Source organism: Citrifermentans bremense R1, assembly GCF_000426865.1.
Lineage (GTDB): Bacteria > Desulfobacterota > Desulfuromonadia > Geobacterales > Geobacteraceae > Geomonas > Geomonas bremensis.
Map to the genome: position 1 here is coordinate 82,120 of NZ_AUGE01000013.1, position 21,184 is coordinate 103,303.

The following is a 21,184-nucleotide window of genomic DNA, read 5'->3' on the forward strand; positions in this document are numbered from 1 at the left end:
TTAGCGCGACTCGCGGGGAAGGATCCCCGCAACCTGCTCCATGTCCCTTCTAAGCCTTTGTGCCGCGTAAAACTCCCTACGCGTCATTTCCCTTGCCAAGGCATCCCTTACTTCGGCAGCCTTTTCCACGCCCTGCCGGGCCGCGAAATCCAGCCACACCCAGGCCTGCACCATGTCGCGGGAGGGCCCCTGACTGTTGTACCAAAGGCCTACATGCAACTGGGAGTTCGCATGGCCGTGCATGGCCGCGACGAGGTACCATTTCACCGCCTCGGAGCCTGTGGCGAACTTCGCGGCATGTTGCTCGTATAGTTGCGCTAGATCGTAAGCCGCCGCAATGTTACCGCTGTTCGCTGCAATGCGCAGCCACACGGCGATATCGATCGGGCGGCACGCGTTCCCGGGACCTTTGCCGCAGTGTAGCGCCACTTGGTAGGCCGCCTCGGCAGGGGGCAAGCCGGCAAGAGCGTGCCACTTCGTTGCTTGCCCGGAGTCCGGAGGACCATTTTCGGCGAGGTAGATCTGCGCGATTCCTTCCTGTGCCCCAATGTGCCATTTCTCCGCCGCGAGCCGGTACCATTTCAGTGCCTCGGCGATGTTTCGTGGTGCGCCGCACCCTTCACGATACATGTTTCCCAGGAAGTACTGGGATTGGGAGTCGCCTTGATCGGCCGCCTCCTTGAACCATGGCACTGCCTGTGCGTAATCACGTTTTCCGCCCAGACCGGATGCGTACATGACCCCCAGGTTGTACGCAGCCTCCAGTTGGGATTGCCGTGCCGAAATGGAGAAGCAGTTCAACGCTTCGGCAACGTTTCTCTCTATGTTGTTGCCTGTGGCGCGGTCGACACCGGTGTTGTTGGTGACGGCGGCGTTTCCGTCCCCGGCCAGCTCTGAGAAGAAACGGTCGTTTTGGGGTGTGCCGGCCGGATGGGCTTCGTCGACTATCTTTGATTTGCGCAGATCTGCCAACCCCATCCCCTCCAGGGATGAACAGGCCTTGTCCTGTGCGGCGGCGCCTACTGCCGATAGGGCCGTCAGGATGATAAGGGCTGGAGCTGCGTTGCGGTATTTCAAGGGTATCTCCGGTTACAAGGGCTTCGGTCAAGCTCCGCCGACGGCTCACATGTCATGACATCTGACGCAGTTTTCCCTGATGGTGAATGCCGTGTAGTCGTCGTGACATGCTCCGCATGACTTCCCACTTTCCATCTCATGCATGCTCACCCTCGGAGTGCTGTAGTCGAGAGGGAAGATCTTTTGATGGCAATCGGTACAGCGGTAGAGCTTGGTGTGATAGCCGTGGCTGAAGGTCACGGGGCCGGCGTTTACACACTTCATGAGTAGGTTTCCCGCCAAATGGCACCGGGAGCACTCCCTGAGAGCGAAGGCCTTTTTGCCGCGGTGGCATGCACCGCATGACTTTCCCTTTTCCATCTCGGCCATTGTGGCATGGGGGTTTCTGCCCGGGAAAAACAGTTTGTTGTGGCATTCGCCGCACGGGAACTTGTCGGTGTGCGGCTTATGGAGGAAGTTGACATTACCCACGTAGGGCACGGCGAAGGTAATGGTTCTGATACCGTGACACCGTCCGCAGGCTGAGAGAGGAAAGGCGATCCGTCCATGGCAGGCGCCGCAGGACTTTCCCTTCTCCATCTGCGCCATAGTGACTGGTTTCTTGCTCTTGGTCTTGTAGATTTTCTCGTGGCAGGTCGGACAGTTGTCTGCGATCTTGGGGTTGCTGGTGTGAATGTCGTGGCTGAAGACGATTTCGCCGCCGTAGCGCGGCTTGAACACGATATCGAACACATCGGAGGCTTGCGCGGCAGCCCAGAGCATTACCGCAGCAATAACCAGCATTGAAATCCGCATAAAAGACATAACAGGGTTCCCGATAACATGCCGCATGGCGAAAAGAATGGCTTAAATCTATAACCAACGAAACTTTCTTTGTCAAGAACATCGTTAGCTTTGTCCGATGGTTAGCTCATGCATAACCCTGCCGGGCCTGCCGCCTTCGCGCGCTAACTCGCAGTCGCCGCTCCATGACATCGGCATGGCGCATCCGGACCGCTGGAGATCGCAACTGTATAGAGAAACCAGGTGAGCCGATCATATTGGTGCCAGGCCATAAATTACTTGCTGAAGTTCATCCGAAATCGAGCGCGGAAGTGATACGAAGCCTACTTTTGCTTATCGCGTTTGCGACATTAAAAAGCCCCCTGCGGGGCAGGGGGCTGGGGGCAGCGGTGATGGGTGTTACTTGATGGTGGCGTTTTCGAGGATGACGGGGTAGAAGTACCCGCTGCCGAAGTCCTTGTCCTTCGCCACGGTACCGGTGACGGTAACGGTCTTACCCGTCGACGGCGCGTCCTGCGTTGTGGTCACGGTCAGGTCGTTGTCCTTGGCGGCTGCGTTGCCGCTGCCGTCTTGCAGGTGAATCCAGGTTTTGCCCATGATACCGGCGGAGATCTTGACGATCTTACCTTTCACGGTGACGGACTGCTTGTTCAACTGCGCCTTGTTCTTGAATACATCACTGACGCGATATACCTTGCCTGCGGCAGCTTTGTCGTTTGCTGCGCCTTTGTCGGCGCATTGGCCGACGGCTGGGAGTGAAAGGGCAAGGACCGCAACCAGAATTTTCACGTAAGCATTCATCCATTTCTCCTTCTGTTATGTTTGATCGCCCAAAAACCGGTCGGGCACTGGAGGGGGATACGTCAATCGCAGATCATCAGCTCTTTCTCGCAGTTGTTGATGCAGACGATGTTGCCGTCGCTGTCCGTGTAGCAGCGCTTTTGAATCAGGCCGCATTTCTTATTACAGAAAACCACCTTGGGTGCGGCCGGTACGCCTTCCTTTCCCGGCTCGGAAGCGAGCGTCACCGCCGTCTCGGAGGCACTCTCCTTCTTGTAACTGTTCGCAGTTTCTTTCGCGATGATCTCTCCTTTGTCGTTGACGATGTACTTCTTGTCGGAGCTGGGTTTGGCGCTTCCCCCCTGAAGCATGTCTACGATGGGCGGAATCTCTTTGTGGGGCTCCGCTGCCCAGGCGGTGAACGGGCCCAACAGGAAGCAGGTGATGAGAAAGAAGAACAGGTTTCGCGTCAAAGTGGTCATTGCAAACCCCTCGGTGGCATAAGGATAAAGTGTCGAGGTACTATAGCCTTGGCGCGCGGCTATTTCAACGATATTGTGGAGCCCCGGCGCGACTCGGAGCGGGGGAGGGGGCATGTCGATCTTTTTACTATGCATTCAATGGTTGTTCTTGCTATCATCGCCCGCAGTTTGCCACGGCTGGTCACACCAATGCTGACGAGGACCTGATATGTTAAATGGAAAAAAAATTGTAGTTGTGATGCCGGCGTACAACGCCGAAAAAACCCTCGAGATGACCTACAACGAGATCCCCTTCGAGATCGTGGACGAAGTGGTGCTCGTCGATGATGCAAGCCGCGACCGGACCTCGGACATAGCCAAGCGTCTCGGTATCCACACCATAGTCCACACCGACAACAAGGGGTACGGTGGGAACCAGAAGAGCTGTTACCGCGCGGCCCTCGGGCTCGGCGCCGACATCGTCATCATGGTCCATCCCGATTACCAGTACACCCCCAAGCTCATCCCCGCCATGGCCTCACTCATAGCCTATGACGAGTTCGACGCGGTCCTGGCCTCCCGCATTCTAGGGATCGGAGCGCTGAAGGGGGGCATGCCGCTGTACAAGTACGTCGCCAACCGTTTTCTCACCCTTTTTGAAAACTTGATGCTGGGGCACAAGCTCTCCGAGTACCACACCGGCTATCGTGCCTTCTCCAAGGACATCCTCGCGCAATTGCCGCTTGACCAAAACTCCGACGACTTCGTTTTCGACAACCAGATGCTGGCACAGATCATCTGGTACGGCTACCGTATCGGTGAACTGACCTGTCCCACCAAGTATTTCGAGGATGCGTCCTCAATCAATTTCCGCCGCAGCGTGACTTACGGCCTCGGCGTTCTGAAGACCTCGCTCCAGTTTCGGCTTCAGAAAATTGGGCTCGTGAAAAGCGGGATTTTCCCGTAACGCGGACGGAAAGGACAACGATGTGCCAACCGGCCGCTGAATGGGGTATCTCCCCAAGCGGCCAGGCCCGCTTCACCTCGTATCCCGGTTCATGCTGCTCTCCAGATTCCTCCTGGCATGGGCGTTTGCCGGATTGAGGCGCAGGGCCTCCTGGAACTCCTGAATCGCTGCGTCGCTTTGCCCGACTTTGTTGTAGGCGATGCCCAGGTTGTTGTGGAGATCGTCGTAATCCGGGATCAGTTTGAGACATGACTGGTACTGTTCAAGCGCCTCCTGATACCTTCCCCGTCCCAGGTAGGCGTTGCCGAGGTTGTAGCGCGCCATCGCATCGGCGGGTTCGAGCTGCAGTGCTCGCTCGTACTCCAGGATCGCGGCATCGAGGGCCCCCTGTTGCCGATAGACGATGCCCAGGTTGTTGTGCAGTTCGAAGTCGTCGGGTTTGATGGCGATCGCCTTCTGCAGTTCCTGTCTCGCTTCCTCCAACCGTCCAGCCTTCCCGTAATAGAGCGCCAGGTTTTGATGGGGTCTGAGCTTCGCCGGACTCTTTTTCACCGCGTCCCGCCATAATGAAATTTCGCTTTGCCACACGCTGTTGCGCAGGATGGTCAGCGTACCGAGCATCCCGATGACTGCAAGGGCAACCGCGAACCGGGCCCTTCTTCCCACCGACAGGCGCAGGCATGCCCGATCAGCGAGCCAACACAGCACGATGATGAACCCAAGGGAGGGGAGGTAAAGCCGGTACTCCGCGGACAACTCTCCGAGAGGGATGATGCTTGACTCGACCGATAAGGTCATGAAAAACCAGAGGATGCCGAAAGGGACCACCCTCGCTGCGGCGTCCCCGGCGCGCAGGGAACGGACGTACCCGATGGCAGCCCAGCCGAACAGGCATAGCAGCAGCAGAAGCGGGAGAAGGACGGCTGGAGCGGCAAGGCTGTGCTGCACCGCGATGTCGTGGTCGACGTTTTGCCCCAAAGGGAAGAGCAATAAGCGCAGGTAGCCTGCCACCACGTTGAACTGGGTTAGCAGGTAGTCGAGCCTTCCGATGCCGGACGAGTCCGCGGCGGTGAGGGTTCGCATGGTGCCGCTGAGGGCGGTGAATTGCCCTTTCTGGAGGAAGATGAGACCGGGGATGATGGGAAGGGCAAGCGCAACCGGCCAGACCTTCCGCAGATGGTCGCGAAAGGTGCCGGGGAAGAAGGAGAACTCGTAAAGCGCGATGACGAAGGGGAGGGTGAAGGTGAATTCCTTGGTCAGCATGCCCAGCGAGGCGGAGACGACGCAAAGGGCGAGGTAGAACTTCGCTCGGGAACCATTGTGGGCCTTGCGAAAGCCGAGGTAGGAGGTCAAGGCGAGCAATGAGAAGAATGAGGCCAGGAGGACGAAGCGCGACGTGACGTAGGTGACCGCGTGGGTCTGGATCGGATGGCAAAGAAACAGTATTGCCCCGATCAGTGGCAGTGGCAGTGGCCTTATCCCGGCGGACCCTTCTTCGAGCCCGTCCTTCCCCCTGACCCCGAACAGGTGCCCCAGCACCAGGTACACGAGCCATGCGTTAATGATATGCAGTGCAAGATTGACGATATGGTACCCGGCGACCTGCAGGCCGTGTATGTGGTAGTCGACTGCGAGCGAAAGGTAACCCACGATGCGCGTCATGAAAGCGACCCGCAGTGCAGGCGGGATGGCGGTCGGTGAGAGCTCTGCTCCTCCAGTGACGGCGCCCGGTGAAATGAAGGCGTTGAAATCCCTGATGGCGGGGTTGTTAACGATGTAGGCGTCGTCGTCGAACTGGAACGGGACGGAGAAGGTATTGCCGTAAGCGGCGAGGCCCACGAGGGCCAAAATCAGAAACACCAGGAGGTGCTTTTGGGTGGAGCGCGTGTACGTCATGCCGGTAGATACCTTTGTCGTGAGGAAGTGGTTATTGGCTGAGGCGAAATCAGTCAAGGGCGGATAGGGCGCCAAATGTACCATATAAAGTTTGAATTGTAAAAGTTCCGCTTATGGCGTAAGCTTTGGCGCCCGAACCCCTGCGGGGAAGCGTCGGTAAATAAAACGGGAGCTGCCAATGAAAAGACGATTACGGGCAATCATCATCGCATTATTGGTTTGCTGGAGCGGCTCGTGCTATGCGGATTTTCAGGAGGCCGAGAGGGCATTCGACAAGGGTGATTACCCCTCCGCTCTCGCCTTATACCGGGCCGATGAGACACCAGAGTCGTTTAACAAACTAGGCGTGCTTTACTACAATGGCCTCGGCGTCGGCAGGAACATGAGTGAGGCGCTGCATTGGTTTCGCCGGGCGGCGGATCTGGGGAGTGCGGAAGCGCAGGCCAATCTCGGCCAACTGTACGAAACCGGCGATGGCGTCACCAGGGACCTTGCGGAAGCCATGAAGTGGTACGGCAAAGCTGCCGCTGGCGGGGACCCCGACGCCCAGCACGATTTTGACCGCCTGCGCGCGGAGAGTGAGCCGAGAAGGATCCGCTGGTACCGCAAGGATGCCCAACTCGGTCATGTCACGGCCCAGTATAACCTTGCCGACGCCTACTATCATGGCGAAGAAGTGCCTCAGGACAAGCGCGAGGCGGCGAAGTGGTACCTAAAGGCTGCGGAGCAGGGGAACGTTCCGGCGCAGTACATGCTGGGGCTCATGCTGTTGCAAGGAGACGGCGTGCAAAACGCTCCGGCTGAAGGAGTCGCCTGGCTGCGAAAAGCCGCCTCCTCCGGTCATCGGGAAGCCCAATACCAGATGGGCCGATGCTTGCTGCAGGGTATTGGAGTGCGACGCGACAGTGAGGAGGCCGTCCTGTGGCTGCGAAAAGCCGCGGCACAGGGAGAGCCGACAGCGGTGGCTGAATTGAAAGAGGTGGGAAAATGAGAAGTGGGGGAGCCGCGTGGGGGCTGGTTCTGCCTGTGTGGTTCCTCTTTTTACTCACGTTCCCGCTTTATGGGGTGTCGCCGGCGGCGGCCGACTTTGAAGCAGGCGTGGCGGCGTACGTCAGGGGTGACTTCGAAGCGGCGCGGCGTGAGTTCGCCGCGGACGACAGCCCCGAGGCTTCCTTCTACCTCGGCCGTATCTTCGATCTGGGACAGGGGGTGCCACGGGACCCGGACCTGGCGGCTCGCTACTACGGCATCGCCAGGGGCGGGGGCTTTACCGGTTCCGCGAGCCAAGGGGTGAAGTTTCGGTGGTACCTATCCGCCGCTGAGCGGGGTGACGCATCGAGCCAAGCCCGGATTGCCGAAATGTACCTTGAGGGCGATGGAGTCAAAAAGGACGCCCAACAGGCGGAACAGTGGCTGCTGGAGGCTGCGCAGAACGATTATGCCCCAGCCCAGTGCGGTCTGTATGAGTTTTACTCCAACGGGATCGGGGGGAAGAAGGACCCTGGCCTGGCGCTGTCCTGGCTGCACCGGGCTGCCGACGGCGACGATGTGAAGGCCCTCACCACCCTTGCCCTCCTGAACTACAGGGGCGAAGGAGTCACTCAGGACAAGGCCGAGGCGGCAAGGCTTTATACAAGGGCTGCGGCGCAGGGAGACGTCAATGCCGCCTACAGTCTAGGCGTCATGTACTACCACGGCGACGGGGTCGGCCAGGATTACTGCAAAGCCGCGCGCTTGTTCGACTTCACGGCGCGGCGCGGAGATTCGGCCGCTCAAGGTTTGCTGGGCTTTCTTTACGACAACGGCTGGTGCGTTCCGCGTGACAAGTTCGCTGCCGCCATGTGGTATCTTGCCGCGGCTCGTGGCGGAAACGGCCAAGCACAGTACAACATCGCGGTCATGTACCTGAATGGGGAGTTAGGCCGCACCGATCGGAACATGGGGCTGGCGTTCATGGAAAAAGCCGCTGCCAACGGAGTTCCCGAGGCCCGCGAGGCTTTGGTGAAGCTGAGGTAATTTGACGGGGGAATAGATGAAGAGAGCATGGATCGTTGCGATTATAGCTGTTTGTTTTTCCTGCGGAGCAGTTTGGGCGTCGGCGGCGGGCCCTGCGTCGGCGGCGGAAGCCGCATCCGGGCTGGTTGATCTCAACTTGGCGAGCAAGGAGCAGTTGATGACCCTGCCTGGGATCGGCGAGGAGGAGGCCGGCAAGATCATCGAGGGGCGGCCTTACAGCGAGAAGACAGAGCTCTCGCGGAAAAAAATCCTCCCGTCCTCGTTGCTGTATCGCATCCTTGACAAGACCACAATCGATTTCAAGGCCTTCAACGAGACCGGCAAGGCAAAGGAAAAAGAGGCCTTCCTCGCGGAGATGCGCAGCAGCAAGACGATCAGGACGGTCAAGACCGCTTCGGGCCTTTCCTACCAGGATCTGAAGGCGGGGCACGGGGCGAAGGTCGTAAACGGCAAAAAGGTCCTGGTGCAGTATACCGGGTGGCTTCAGGACGGCACCAAGTTCGACAGTTCCCTGGACCGCAACAAACCCATCACCTTCACGCTCGGCAAGGGGGAAGTGATCCGCGGCTGGGATGAGGGCATACAGACGATGAGGGCGGGCGGCAAGCGCAGGCTCATCATCCCCCCGCTGCTCGCCTACGGAGACAAGGGGAGCGGCAGCAAGATCCCACCAAAAGCCACATTGGTCTTTGACGTCGAAGTCCTGGACGTCGAACCCTGAGCCAAGAGATTTGCAACCGATGCGTGCGACGAGGCGCCTTTGGCTCAGCTTAAAAGGGGGGGGAGGCGGTTCGCATCCCGAAGTGAGGTTGGGGGGAGCGCTCTTTGTTTGCGGATTGGCAGCTATGTTCGCGCTGCTTTTTCGGGAATGGCGCAGCGGTCGGAGCAGGCTAACGTGAGCCGTTAGCGCAGCAGGTTGTATTTCAGGATGCACTTGAGCGCGGCAACCCCATCCTTCCAACCGATTTTCTTCCCTTCCTTGTAGGTCCTTCCGGAGTAGGAGATGCCGACTTCGTAGATGCGCACGTTCATCTTGGCGATCTTCGCAGTGATCTCGGGCTCAAAGCCGAAACGGTTTTCCTCGATGATGATGTTTTCCAAGACCTCTCGCCGGAACACCTTGTAGCAGGTTTCCATGTCGGTGAGGTTCATATTGGTCATCATGTTGGAGAGAAGGGTGAGGAACTTGTTGCCCAGCATGTGCCAGAAGAACAGGACTCTGCGGTACTCGCCAGTGACAAACCTGGAACCGTACACGACATCGGCCTTCCCCTCCAGTATCGGCCGTGTCAGCTTGGCGTATTCCTGGGGGTCGTATTCCAGGTCCGCATCCTGGATTATTACGATGTCTCCGAGGACATTCTGGAATCCGGTTCTGAGCGCGGCTCCCTTCCCCATATTCCGCTCGTGCAGCAGCACCCGGGTGGAAGGGCCGGCGAGTTCGTTCAGGATTTCGCGGGTGCCGTCGGTTGAATAGTCGTCTACAAGGATGATCTCCTTGTCCATAGGCACAGCCTGTACGGCGGCATGAATGGCTCTGATGGTTTCCTTTTCGTTGTAAATCGGAATGACGACCGACAGTTTCATGCGAAGGGCTCCTTGCTGGTTGATGTCCGGTTGCGCCTCGCGGATGCGGGTTTGGAAGCGTCTAATAGCTGGCGTGGCCGGCGCGGGAAGCATCATACTGTATAAGCGCCCAGCAAGGGAAGAATTTTTCATTGGAGCCCTGGCTGGTTCCAGAGGCGGTAAACACTTGCCTGTTTCTGGCGTCTTGAGGTACATTGCGAGATGTTTCTGCCCCTCTAGTGAGCGCTGCCGCCGATGAGATGATTTTCTTTATGAAAAGTGAGATGAACATGCCGGACACATGTAATGCCTGCGGCGAAACTCTGCATCCCCTGATGCCCCAAGTGCCGGATCCGATGACCGGTGAACGGTTTGCCATCGCGACCTGTCCCCGCTGCGAACTGGGGCATACCCTGCCGCAACCCCAGGACTTGGCTCCCTATTACACGGCGCAGTATTACGGCAAACGGCACGGGGCTACCGGCGGCTATTGCACGGCGCGCCGTCTGAGGCTCGTACGGCAAGCCCTTCCCGGCAGCCCTGGCAGACTGCTGGATATCGGCTGCGGCGACGGCTCTTTTCTGGTGGCGGCCCGTGCCGTCGGCTGGCAGGTGGCCGGTACCGAGCTCAACCCGGCTCCCGCCCGCGCCGCCGGGCTCGATGTGCGCGAAGCGGTTGAGGAGTACGGCGGGGCCGCGCAGTTTGACTGCATAACCATGTGGCACACGCTGGAGCATATGCGCGACATTCCCTCCATGCTGGCGCAGGTGGCGGGACTGCTCAAACCCGAGGGACGACTGATCGTTGCGGTTCCCGATTTCGGGGGACTGCAGGCCCGGCTCTTCGGTCCTGCCTGGCTCCATGCCGACGTTCCGAGGCACCTCTACCATTTCAACCGAAAGGCGCTGGAGTACAGCCTTGCCGTCGCCGGCCTGACTCCGCACGTCTGGCGTCACCAGGAGTTTGAGTACGACCTGCTCGGATGGTCGCAGAGCGCGCTGAACCGGCTACAGAAACATCCAAACCTCTTCTTTTACCTGCTCACCGGTAAGCGGTGCGATGCGGGGCCGGCGAGCCGCTTCTTTGCCATGGCCGCCGGCACCGTCCTCACCTTCTTGTCTCTTCCGGCTCTTGCCGTTAGCACAATGCTTGGGCGCGGCGGCACCCTGATCGTAGTCGCCGGCGGGACCCAATCGCCACAGGACCAGACAAAATGACCGAGGCAACTATCGGCACCCGCCGCCCCAACAGGCGGTTTTGGCTCCCTCTCCTGGTACTGGCCGCGGCGACGCTGCTGGTCTACTCAGTCAGCTTTTTCAACGGTTTCGTTCTCGACGACGAGATGATCATCGTAAACAACCCGCAGACGCTCAGCCTGAGCAATGTGCCCGACGTGCTGTTCGCGCCCGACCTGATCAAGCCCTACTATCGTCCGCTGAACCGGGCCACCTACCTGTTCGACTACCAGGTCGCCGGGTTGAACCCCGCCTGGTATCACGGCGTGAACATCGTCATACACCTCGGCAACGCGCTGCTTCTTTATCTGGTCTGCCGGCGCCTTTTGTCGGACCGATGGGCCGCTCTTGCCGTGGGGCTGCTCTTCGCGGTGCACCCCGCCAACAGCGAGGCGGTGAACTGGGTCTCCGCACGCAACACCCTCATGGCGCTCTTCTTCAGCCTCGCTTCCCTCTTGGCCTACCTGGAGGGGAGGATGAAGGGGAATACGCTGCTGGTCGTCTCCCCTTTGCTTTACTTCTGCGGTCTGCTCAGCAAGGAGACGGGGCTCATGATGTCCGCCGTGTTCTTCGTGCTCACCTTTTTCCCCATGCAGGAGGGGGAGGCGCGGCTTTCCTGGAAGGACCGGATCATCCTGCTTTCCCCGTACTTCATCCTCACCTTGGTGTACTTCGGGATGCGCTTCTATTCGCTGCAGGGGGTCGTAGGCACCCCGGTCCCAGCTTCGGGGTTGCTGGAGAGAGTGGCCCAGAATTACCACATCATCCCGCAGTACCTGGCCCTGCTTCTCTACCCGGCGGATCTCACCCTGTTCCACAAGGTGCCGCAGGGCGGGCTTTTCTCCCCTCCCTGGCACCTCGCCGCGCTGCTTTTCCTGACCTGGATGGTCTGGCTCGCGCTTAGCAGCCGCAACCGGGTTGCGCTTTTCGGACTTGTCTGGTTCGTGATCAACTACGCTCCCATTTCCAATATCGTACCCATACCGAGCGACCAGATCACCGAGCGGTATCTCTATATGCCCGCCGTCGGATTTTTCTTCGGTCTCGGCGCCGTGCTCTCCTGGATTTCGGCGCGGGCAAACCTGCGCTTTGCCAAGGCTGCGGTCGTGGTTCTCCTCGTCGCCGCCTCGGCGGTCACCGTGCACCGCAATCTCGACTGGCGCAACGCCCTGTCGCTTTTCACCAGCGGCGTGCGCAACGATCCCGAGTCCCCTGGCGCCCACTACAACCTTGGGACCGCCCACATGGAGAACGGCGACTTGGCCGCCGCCCGGCGCGAATGGGAGCGGACCCTGACGCTCAACGCCAGGCATGGCGAGGCGATGATGCAGATGGGGACGCTGGCTGCCATAGGCGGGGACCTCCGCACCGCCGAGGCCTACTACCGGGCCGCCCTGCAGACGCCTCCAGGCCAGACCGACCCGAACAAATCCATGGCCCACCTGAATCTGGGCAAGATCTGCGAGAAACGGGGAGACCTGAAGCAGGCGCTGCAGCACTACCGTCTGTTCATGAAGACGGTTCCCGTTACCTACATGGAGTATAAGGGCGATACCGAACGCAGGATCAAGCTTCTGGAGCAAAGCTAATCGCGGCGGGCGCCACCGGTCCTAGACCACCGGGGTCGGCGGTCGGCCTTCCCGACATCGAATCTCTATAAGCAGCAGGGTGGAGCACATGAAGCGTGCAGCGATCCTCACAGCATCATTGGCGGCGCTGGCCGTCATTTGGCCGGGTGCCTGCCACGCCATAGTGGGGGGGACTCTCGTCGGCAGCGACGAGCCCTTCCGGAAAAGCATGGTCGGCATCGTGAATCCGGCCGCCGATGGGGTCTGTACCGGCATACTCGTGCGCCAGGATGCGGTCCTCACCGCCGCCCACTGCTTCGACGGTTCCCGTAACCCCGAAAAGTACCTTGCGGTTTTCGGCACAAACCTGCTGCCCGGACACGGCGACCGCGTCTTGCACATTTCCTCAATCAAGATTCCTGAGCAGTACGTCCCCGAGCAGAACCGGGAGCGGAGTAGCTTCGACATTGCCATCGTGCGGCTCGCGGAACCCGCCCCTCCGGGTTACCTTCCCGCGGAGTTCGCAGAAGACAGTGACTACGCCATCACCGAGGGGGACAGCTTCCTAGCCGCGGGCTACGGGGTCTCGAAGTTTCTTCGCAACGACCCGGGGGTGCTGCGCAAACTGGTGCTGCCCTGGGCGAAACTCGTCATGAAGGAAGGCGGGCGGGTGATTGAGATGCAGCACCTGGGGGCTGGCCCCTGCAGCGGCGATTCGGGGAGCCCACTCTTCAAGACCACGCCGGACGCTTCCGGCAAAGAGCGCTACCAGGTCATGGGCGTTCAGTCCCAGGCGGTCCAGCGTGCAGCCGACGGTCGATTCGAATACGGCATCTGCGAGGATATCGGCCTTTACACGAGTCTTAAACCCTACCGCACATGGATCGAGCGGACTCTCGCTCCCTGATGGAGACGCACCTATGCTGAAAAACGATGCGAACAAAAAGATCCTTCTTGCAGTTATCCTCGTCGTCGTCACCTTCGCGGTCTTCGCCAAGACCGCCGGCAACGATTTCATAAACTTCGACGACCCGGGCTACGTCACCAAGAACCCTGTGGTCCAGCAAGGGCTCAGCGCCGCCGGCATCTCCTGGGCGTTCACCGCAACCGCCATGTCGAACTGGCACCCTTTGACCTGGCTGTCCCACATGCTCGACGTGCAACTTTTCGGCTTGCACCCCGCCGGGCATCACCTGATGAACGTCGTACTCCATGCCGCGGCGGCGCTCCTTTTGTTCCTGTTCCTGGTCCGGGCCGTCGGAGGGGTCTGGATCGGCTTCTCCGTTGCCGCGCTCTTCGCCCTTCATCCGCTTCACGTGGAGTCGGTCGCATGGGTAGCCGAGCGCAAGGAAGTGCTGAGCTGCCTTCTCATGCTGGTGTCGCTTCATTTTTGGGTGAGCTACGTGAAAAGACCGGCCCCGCGTCCGTACCTCGGCGCCCTGCTCGCCTTCGTGGCGGGGCTGATGGCGAAGCCGATGCTGGTGACCCTTCCCGTGGTACTCCTTCTGCTCGATTACTGGCCCTTTCGCCGCCTCTTCTCCGAGGTGGAAACGGGCGGGGCGGGCGTCGGGAGCGCAAGGGTGACCCCGCTCGCCGTGCTGGTGAAGGAGAAGATCCCCTTTTTCCTTTTCTCCGCGCTCTCCTCCATCATCACCATCTACGGACAGCAACATGGCGGGGCTATGGCGACCCTGGCCAAGGCGCCCATTTACCTGCGCGTGGAAAATTCGCTGGTCGCCTACGTGAAATACCTGGGTCTCATGGTCTGGCCCCGGGGGTTGGCCATCCTGTACCCCTTCCCGCAGTCGGTACCATTGTGGCAGCCGGCCGCCGCGCTACTCATCCTTGCGGTGCTCACCGCGGCCGTTTTCATCTTGCGCCGTAGCTACCCCTATCTGGTTACTGGCTGGCTGTGGTACTTGGTGACCCTGCTCCCCGTGATCGGCCTGATCCAGGTCGGTGGACAGTCCACGGCGGACCGGTACACCTACATCCCACTGATCGGGATTTTCCTCGCCATCTGCTGTCTCGTCGCCGACCTGACTAAAGGGTGGCATGCGCAGCGAGCGTTTCTTTTCGCCGCTGGAGCTGTGTCCCTTACCGCGCTGACCACGGTGACCATCCGGCAACTGGACTACTGGAAGGACAGCATTGCCATCTGCCGACATGCCCTCGCGGTCACCCATGACAACTACCTCATCGCCAACAACTACGGCATAGCACTCGACGCGAAGGGGGATCTCGCCGGGGCCTACCGGCAGTTCCAGGAAACCCTGCGCATCAATCCCCGCTCGGCGATGGCCTACAGCAACCTGGGTGCGCTCAGCGTCCGCTGGGGGAAGTACCAGGACGGACTGATGTATTACGACAAAGCCCTGGACATCGCGCCCAATAGCGCCGTCGCCCTGCAAGGGATGGGGAAGGCCCTGGCGGGGCTTGGCCGTAGTGAAGAGGCCATTGCCAAGTTCCGGCAGGCCCTTGTCGTCGACCCGAGGCTTCCCGAGGTCCACCTGGCGCTCGCCGCCGAGCTTGCCAAGGCCGGCAGGCCGGAGGAGGCGCTGGAGCACGAGGAGGCTGCCCGGCAGTTGCAGCCCATTTCGCCCCAGACGGCGATCAACCTGGGAGTGGCGCTCGCGAAACAGGGACGCCTGGCGGAGGCACTCGATTCATTCACCCGTGCCGTCGCCATCGATCCGGCCTCGATGGAGGCCCATTTCAACAGGGGGGTCGCCCTGGCGGGGTTGGGCCGTCCTGACGAGGCTGCCCTGGAATTCAAAAGGGTTCTCGCCATCCGCCCCGAGACAGTAGCGGCCCGCAACTGGCTGGAGAGGATCGGCAGGAAGTAACGGCTGGGCTAAAACAGCTCTGTGGTTGACACAGGGAAGGATGTCGGCTTAGACTCCGCATCGGTGCGCGGAGATTTCACCTGAAAAGGGAACGGTTATGGACTACACACTATCTCGTTTAGCACGGTCCTTCAGGACGGCGGTGTCGCTGCTGTTACTTGGCGCGGCGCCTTCTCTGGCTGCGGACGTCAATGCCGCCTATCTCTTCAACCTGTCGGACTTCGATGGGGTTATCCCATACAACGCCGCCAGGACTTTCGTGGATGAGGTGCGCGGCGAGATCTACGTCTCCACCAGTGGAGGACTGGACATCTACAATCCCAGCGGGATGCTGACCTTTCATGTCGACTATGACCGCGAACTGGGGGGGGTGTACGACGCCGCCATGACCGAAAGTGGCAACATAATGCTCCTTACCTTCAAGAACGGAACCTATGGCATCGTGACCTGCAACTACCGCGGTGAGCCCATTTCTTCCGTACCGTTGCGACATGTCCCCCCTGATTTCGCTGACGCCCGCCCCGGCCGTATGGTTGCGCGCAAAGGCGAGATCTTCCTCGTGGATCAGGGAGGGATGTACGTCATCGTAGTTGATGCGGATGGTGAATTCGTCAGGGGCTACGATCTCGGGGCATCGATGCGTGTGTCCGATGATCACCGTCCCGACGCAGGGATGGAGGGCTTCACCGTTGACCGCGACGGACACATGCTCTTCGTTACGTCCACTTACGGCAAGGCATGCCGAGGTACCCTCGATGGCGAACTGGATGTTTTCGGCAGGAGGGGGAGCTCCGCGGGCAAGTTCGGCGTCCCCGGGGGGATCGCCTCGGACCGCAACGGCAATCTGCTCGTTACCGACAAGCTGCGCGCCGTGATCATGATCTTTAACAAGGAGTTCCAATTCGTTAAAGAGTTCGGTTTCCGCGGCACCCAACCCGGTAATGTGATCGTGCCCAGCGAGATCACGGTGGACCCCGTGAGCAACAGGGTTTACGTCAGCCAGATGAGGCGTCGAGGCGTGAATATCTATCAGTTGAGCTACAGCGACTGATATCACGGACTTCTCGCCGTTTCAACACTGAAAAGCCCCGCCCCAAAAGGCGGGGCTTTTCCTGTTTGGGGATGCAGCGGCCCTCGGTAGGCTGGGTCCCGGAGGTGTGGGGCACTGCCTGGGAGCGGTGGTACGGCTGGGGTCGGCGAAATAGCCGGTGACTTCCGGCCAAAGCACGGGTAAAACGCGGGGCTGCCCGGGGAGGTGGAATGTCGCTTCGTGCTAAGTGCATGAAAATACGTGAAATATGATTTTTTTTCACGCTTGGCATGTGACGTGCTATATGGATGGCAAGAACAGTCGAGCAGCAAAGTTTCGAGTAGCATCATGTAATGCAGTTCCAATCCACTGGCAGTACAAACTAAAAAAGGAGAGAAAGATGAAACTGACCAAGATCCTCGCAACAACCGCAGTCCTCTGTCTTGCTACCGCTGGTAGCGCCCTTGCTTTCCACTCCGGCGGCGTCGCCGAGTGCGAAGGTTGCCACTCCATGCACAACTCGTTTGAAGGTTCCGCCAACGTAACCGGCATGGCGCAATACGCGTCCGGCCCGTACCTCCTGAAAGCTCAGGATCAGTCCGGCGCCTGCCTGAACTGCCACCAGTCTGCCGACACCGCTCCTACCGGCTACCACATCTCCACTGCTGGCGTAAACCCGGTAGACAGCACCACCCCGGTCGAGATGACCCCGGGCGGCGACTTCGCCTGGCTGAAGAAGACCATGAGCGGCTCCATCCGCGGCAAAGCGGTTGGCTTTGAAGGCGACCGCCACGGTCACAACGTCATCGCAACCGACTACGGCTTCACTGCGGACAAAACTCTGACCGCGGCTCCTGGCGGCTCCTACCCGGCAGCCAGCCTGGCCTGCTCCTCCTGCCATGATCCCCACGGCAAGTACCGTCGTCTTGCTGACGGCACCCAGGCTACGACCGGCCTGCCGATCTTCAACTCCGGCTCTTACGCAACCAGCAAAGATCCGATCGCCGGCGTTTCCGCAGTCGGCGTATACCGCCTCCTCGCAGGTGTCGGCTACCAGCCGAAATCGCTTGCCGGCACCTTCGGCTTCGCCAACCCGGCCCCGGATGCAGTCGCTCCGGGCAGCTACAACGGCGTCAACACCACCATCGCTGGTACGTTTGACCGCGTCGCATACGGTCAGGGCATGTCCGAGTGGTGCGCTAACTGCCACGCCAAAATGCACAACGGCGCCTATGTCTCCGGCGCTAAGGGCTCGGTTCACCCGGCTGGCAACACCGCTAAGCTGACCGCAGCCATCGCTGCCAACTACAACGCCTACCTTTCTTCCGGCGTCACCACCATAACGCCGGTCGACGGCGGCTACAGCGCCCTGGCTCCGTTCGAAGTAGGCATGACCGACAGGACCCCGGCTTCCTACACGGCCCTCAAGGCGTTCCAGACTGCTCCGGCCGCCGCTGGTACCACCAACAACGTGCTCTGCCTCTCCTGCCACCGCGCTCATGCTTCCGGCTTCGAGAGCATGGCCCGCTACTACCTGGGCAACGAGTTCATGACCGTTGCTGACGCAGCCAACGCCGCTGTCTACGACAGCAGCACCACCGAGAACAAGATCAACACCGGCTACTCCATCACACAGCAGACCAACGCTTACAACGGCCGTCCGGCAACCCTCTTCGGACCCTACGCACGCGACTACTGCAACAAGTGCCACGCTAAAGACTAGTACTTCAGTCTGACGCTCTGTCATGCCATGAAGGGCCGGCTCAATGCCGGCCCTTTTTTTGCTTTTTCTTTACCATAATCCTTTGACTTTGTGGCGTGTTGCCGCTAACATGGCGTCCCTGCTCACCTGTGGCCCGTCGTCTTCGGCGAAGTCGAGCCGCTTGCTCTGGCGGAATGCAAATTGCAAAACCCAGATGTCGCCGCTCCAATACCGGCCTCCATTCATTCCCGGTGGAGCCGGCGCAGATTTCCTTCTCGGCGCCGGTTTCCGCAACAAACAGAAAAACAACGCTTTTCATGTCGCGGTAAAGGCCGCCGAAGCGGCTGGACCGAGCTCCCTTCATTCTGTCCCTTCATACGGACATGGTCTTATGGCGGATGCTGCGGCGCAATACCCAGCCAAAAGACTTAGCCAGGCGCGCGTGGGAGGCTAGTGGTTATGCTTTTCAACCTGAGGTCGCCATTGAGGACATCGAAACTTCCAGCCCTGCTGCTGATCTTTGCCGTATGTGGCAGCTTTGTGTACTCCCGACCGGTACTGGGCTTTCACTCTGGTGGGGTGGGGGAGTGCGAAGGGTGCCATTCCGTTCATAACTCAAAGGAGGGGGCGGTTGTCGGGATAGGCGGCTCGTCGCTGCTCAAGGGAAGCGACCCGACCTCTACCTGTCTATTGTGCCACCAGGTCAATAACGCCACCGGCCCGAGCACCTACTATGTAAGCACTCCCGATGGCGAAATTCCGGCCGGTATCCCCCCAAAGCAGCTAAGCCCCGGAGGTGACTTCGCCTGGCTCAAGAAAACCTTCACCTGGTATCCGGACATGGTGTCACCGCTCAACACCAGCCCCGGCGAACGCCACGGCCACAACGTGGTTTCGCTGGATTTCGGATACCAACCGGACGGTACCAACCTCACCGCTCCGGGCGGGGGGTACCCATCACAGTCGTTCTCCTGCATCAGTTGCCACGATCCGCATGGCAAGTACCGCCGTAACCTGGATGGGACAGTCACCACAGGAGGACGCCCCATCAAGTCCTCGGGATCGTTTGATGTCAGTCCCGCACCGGACGGCCAGACTTCGGTCGGTTCCTATCGCATGCTGGCCGGTTCAGGCTACGCCCCCAAGGGGATCGGGGGCTCCCTGGCATTTATCTACCCTCCGCCGGTCACGTTGGCGCCATTGATCGCCAATCGTTCCGAGGCGACTTCCCAAACCCGCGTGGCCTACGGTTCCGGGATGTCGGACTGGTGCCGAAACTGCCACACCGGCAACATCCACAACGGCGTCGTTGGTTTTAAGCATCCCACATCGGGATCCGCCTCCGGGACTTCCACCGGCACGCTCGACTCGGTAATGAGCGCCTACTACAACAGCTATGTCAAGACCGGCGACTTGACGGGAATTCAAGCCACAGCCTACCTGTCACTGGTTCCCTTCGAGATCGGTACCAGCAGCTATTTCGTGTTAGCGAGCATCCTGGGGAATGCCCCGACCAAGGGGCCGGACAGCGCCGACGGCACACCTTCGGTCATGTGTCTTTCCTGCCACCGCGCTCATGCGAGCGGCTGGGACAGGAGCGCCAGGTGGAATACGAAAACGACGCAAATCGAACGTAATGGCAAGTATTCCGAGGAGGGGGCGCTTTACCAGCCTTACGGGCAGGGACGTTCCGAGGCGGAGGCGCTGCAGGGATACTACCAGTTGCCCGAAACGAAGTTCGACCCCAACCAGCAGAAGCTTTGCTACAAGTGTCATTCGACGCTTCCGCAATGATCGGTGCACGTCCGGAAAAGCCCTTTCGCCGGTGTGGAGAGAGATGAGAATGCCTATCAAGACGTTTGCGATACTTCTGGTCCTTATGCTCTGCAGCGCGTGCACATCGCAGGTGACCAGGCTCAAGCCGGTGTCGACCGAAGACGGTGAAGTCTACCTGTACGCGCAGCCGCTGCCGCAAGAGGCGACAGGCCTGCGTTTCCGCCTCAAACAGGTGGTCGCGGTAAAAGGAGACGGCACCGAGGTGCCGCTCTCCGTGACGCTTGCGGACGTGAGGCCCGGGACTTCGGACCGGCAGCGGCTGCTGGCTCACGGCTTTCTGCCTCCGGGCTCCTACCAGGGGTTTTACTTCCAGGCGGAACAGGCGTTTCTGGCTGGGGAAAAGGGCGAGAATGAGTTGACCATCGACGAGAAGCGGGAGATGCAGGTATTCCCTTTCACCGTGAAACGTAGACAGGCGGAGCTTTTTTCCCTGTCCTTCAAGGTGGGGGAATCACTGCGGAGAGTCCCGGGGTTCATCCCTGTCTTCGTCCTCGGCGCCTTGCCCAAACCGTTGACGAACCTGACCGGCTATGTCACCAATTATGCCTCCGGCAATATCACCGTTTTCGATAAGAGATCGGGCGACGCTCTCGAAGTTATAGCAACGGGGCGTGCCCCTAGGACGGTTGTTTTCGACAAGGAGCAGTTGCGCGCCTACGTTGTGGCCTCGGCAGACGATGCCGTTGAGGTCATTGACATCCGGTCCGGTCGGCCCGTCAACACCATACGCCTCAACAACGGCGACCAGCCTAGCGACGCGCTCCTCACCCCCGACGGGACCACTCTGGTGGTGGTCAACCAGGGCACCAACTCGGTGAGCTTCATCGACCCCAACTCCAATTTCGAGTCGACCCGGGTCAAGGTCGGCAACAGCCCCGCTAGCATAATCCTCGACCCCCAAGGGAAAAGGGCCTACGTCTTCAACACCCTTTCCAGCAATTTTTCCGTGCTGGACGTAAATGCGCGGGTGGTCCTTGCCACCGTGTCGACCGAATCGGTGCCGGTCCGGGGCGATTTCAACAGACAGGGCGACAAGCTCTACGTCTTTCACCAATGGTCTCCCACCTTGCTGGTTTACGATACCGCGTCCTTCGCGGTGCTGAAGAGGATTTACACGGGACTGGGGGTGAGCGCCGTCAAGGTGGACCGCGCTACAGATCGCCTGTACGTAGCCAAGAAAGACAGCGCCATCATCGAGGTCTATGATCCTTTTTCCCTAATACCGATCGATTTCCTTGAAGCGGGAGGGTGGGCGTCCTACATGCTCATAGACGCGGATGAAAACAACCTTTTGTTGGTGCTGCCGGAGAGGAACGCCCTTCAGAGCATCAACCTGATTAGCAAGAGAAACCGTTTTCTCATGGACACCGGCAGCGCACCCTACTGGTCTGCCATAATGGGCGCGAGGTAACCGGGAGTGC

19 protein-coding genes are annotated in these 21,184 nt (G+C 59.8%); 12 read left to right on the top strand and 7 right to left on the bottom strand.

Annotated elements, in window-relative coordinates; all coding sequences use genetic code 11:
- The 4 genes from K419_RS0110000 to K419_RS0110015 form a co-directional block, all read right to left on the bottom strand.
- Window positions 1-1,077: a tetratricopeptide repeat protein gene (locus tag K419_RS0110000; protein ID WP_026841466.1), complete on the bottom strand. Its 1,077-nt coding sequence runs from the start codon at window positions 1,075-1,077 to the stop codon at window positions 1-3.
- Between the two features lie 45 nt (window positions 1,078-1,122).
- Window positions 1,123-1,860 (bottom strand): cytochrome c3 family protein, encoded by a 738-nt coding sequence (locus K419_RS0110005; RefSeq protein WP_198013105.1) that lies wholly within the window; start codon window positions 1,858-1,860, stop codon window positions 1,123-1,125.
- 399 nt (window positions 1,861-2,259) lie between these two features.
- On the bottom strand, window positions 2,260-2,661 hold the full coding sequence (locus tag K419_RS21890) for a hypothetical protein (protein ID WP_051292957.1): 402 nt from the start codon (window positions 2,659-2,661) through the stop codon (window positions 2,260-2,262).
- Between the two features lie 62 nt (window positions 2,662-2,723).
- Complete coding sequence (locus K419_RS0110015) at window positions 2,724-3,122, bottom strand: hypothetical protein (RefSeq protein ID WP_026841468.1); 399 nt, start codon at window positions 3,120-3,122, stop codon at window positions 2,724-2,726.
- A gap of 208 nt (window positions 3,123-3,330) precedes the next feature.
- Between K419_RS0110015 and K419_RS0110020 the strand changes: the two genes are divergently transcribed.
- A complete protein-coding gene (locus K419_RS0110020; protein WP_026841469.1) occupies window positions 3,331-4,068 on the top strand; it encodes a glycosyltransferase family 2 protein in 738 nt (245 codons plus the stop codon).
- Between the two features lie 72 nt (window positions 4,069-4,140).
- Here K419_RS0110020 and K419_RS0110025 read toward each other — a convergent pair whose 3' ends face one another.
- The gene (locus K419_RS0110025; RefSeq protein ID WP_026841470.1) at window positions 4,141-5,964 is read right to left on the bottom strand and encodes a tetratricopeptide repeat protein; all 1,824 of its coding nucleotides are present in this window, start codon (window positions 5,962-5,964) and stop codon (window positions 4,141-4,143) included.
- Between the two features lie 178 nt (window positions 5,965-6,142).
- On the opposite strand from K419_RS0110025, the gene K419_RS21895 reads away from it, so the two are divergent.
- The 3 genes from K419_RS21895 to K419_RS23110 are packed head-to-tail and all read left to right on the top strand — an operon-like array spanning window position 6,143 to window position 8,701.
- Window positions 6,143-6,955, top strand: coding sequence for a tetratricopeptide repeat protein (locus K419_RS21895; protein ID WP_051292959.1), 813 nt, complete (start codon window positions 6,143-6,145; stop codon window positions 6,953-6,955).
- Entirely contained in the window at window positions 6,952-7,980 is a 1,029-nt protein-coding gene (locus tag K419_RS21900) for an SEL1-like repeat protein (RefSeq protein WP_026841471.1), read from the top strand. The genes K419_RS21895 and K419_RS21900 overlap by 4 nt, the downstream gene beginning before the upstream one ends.
- A 16-nt stretch (window positions 7,981-7,996) precedes the next feature.
- On the top strand, window positions 7,997-8,701 hold the full coding sequence (locus tag K419_RS23110; protein ID WP_084154179.1) for an FKBP-type peptidyl-prolyl cis-trans isomerase: 705 nt from the start codon (window positions 7,997-7,999) through the stop codon (window positions 8,699-8,701).
- 182 nt (window positions 8,702-8,883) lie between these two features.
- Here the strand turns inward: K419_RS23110 and K419_RS0110045 are convergent, their stop codons facing one another.
- Complete coding sequence (locus tag K419_RS0110045) at window positions 8,884-9,567, bottom strand: glycosyltransferase family 2 protein (protein WP_026841473.1); 684 nt, start codon at window positions 9,565-9,567, stop codon at window positions 8,884-8,886.
- 269 nt (window positions 9,568-9,836) lie between these two features.
- On the opposite strand from K419_RS0110045, the gene K419_RS21905 reads away from it, so the two are divergent.
- The 6 genes from K419_RS21905 (at window position 9,837) to K419_RS0110075 (ending at window position 17,948) form a co-directional block, all read left to right on the top strand.
- The gene (locus K419_RS21905; RefSeq protein WP_198013107.1) at window positions 9,837-10,763 is read left to right on the top strand and encodes a class I SAM-dependent methyltransferase; all 927 of its coding nucleotides are present in this window, start codon (window positions 9,837-9,839) and stop codon (window positions 10,761-10,763) included.
- Window positions 10,760-12,370 (top strand): tetratricopeptide repeat protein, encoded by a 1,611-nt coding sequence (locus K419_RS0110055; RefSeq protein ID WP_051292963.1) that lies wholly within the window; start codon window positions 10,760-10,762, stop codon window positions 12,368-12,370. The genes K419_RS21905 and K419_RS0110055 overlap by 4 nt, the downstream gene beginning before the upstream one ends.
- Window positions 12,371-12,458: 88 nt before the next feature.
- Complete coding sequence (locus K419_RS0110060) at window positions 12,459-13,256, top strand: S1 family peptidase (RefSeq protein ID WP_026841475.1); 798 nt, start codon at window positions 12,459-12,461, stop codon at window positions 13,254-13,256.
- 13 nt (window positions 13,257-13,269) lie between these two features.
- On the top strand, window positions 13,270-15,195 hold the full coding sequence (locus tag K419_RS21910; protein ID WP_051292965.1) for a tetratricopeptide repeat protein: 1,926 nt from the start codon (window positions 13,270-13,272) through the stop codon (window positions 15,193-15,195).
- A gap of 97 nt (window positions 15,196-15,292) precedes the next feature.
- A complete protein-coding gene (locus tag K419_RS21915) occupies window positions 15,293-16,246 on the top strand; it encodes an NHL repeat-containing protein (RefSeq protein WP_051292968.1) in 954 nt (317 codons plus the stop codon).
- A 379-nt stretch (window positions 16,247-16,625) separates the two neighbouring features.
- Window positions 16,626-17,948 carry a hypothetical protein gene (locus tag K419_RS0110075; RefSeq protein ID WP_026841476.1) on the top strand — a complete coding sequence of 441 codons (1,323 nt, stop codon included), beginning with the start codon at window positions 16,626-16,628 and terminating at the stop codon, window positions 17,946-17,948.
- Between the two features lie 40 nt (window positions 17,949-17,988).
- On the opposite strand, the gene K419_RS23530 is transcribed toward K419_RS0110075, so the two are convergent.
- A complete protein-coding gene (locus K419_RS23530; protein ID WP_156912200.1) occupies window positions 17,989-18,291 on the bottom strand; it encodes a hypothetical protein in 303 nt (100 codons plus the stop codon).
- A 176-nt stretch (window positions 18,292-18,467) separates the two neighbouring features.
- Between K419_RS23530 and K419_RS0110085 the strand changes: the two genes are divergently transcribed.
- Window positions 18,468-19,721, top strand: a complete 1,254-nt coding sequence (locus K419_RS0110085; RefSeq protein WP_226377674.1) for a cytochrome c3 family protein — start codon at window positions 18,468-18,470, stop codon at window positions 19,719-19,721.
- Between the two features lie 49 nt (window positions 19,722-19,770).
- The gene (locus tag K419_RS0110090; protein ID WP_051292971.1) at window positions 19,771-21,174 is read left to right on the top strand and encodes a YncE family protein; all 1,404 of its coding nucleotides are present in this window, start codon (window positions 19,771-19,773) and stop codon (window positions 21,172-21,174) included.
- Window positions 21,175-21,184: the final 10 nt, after the last annotated feature.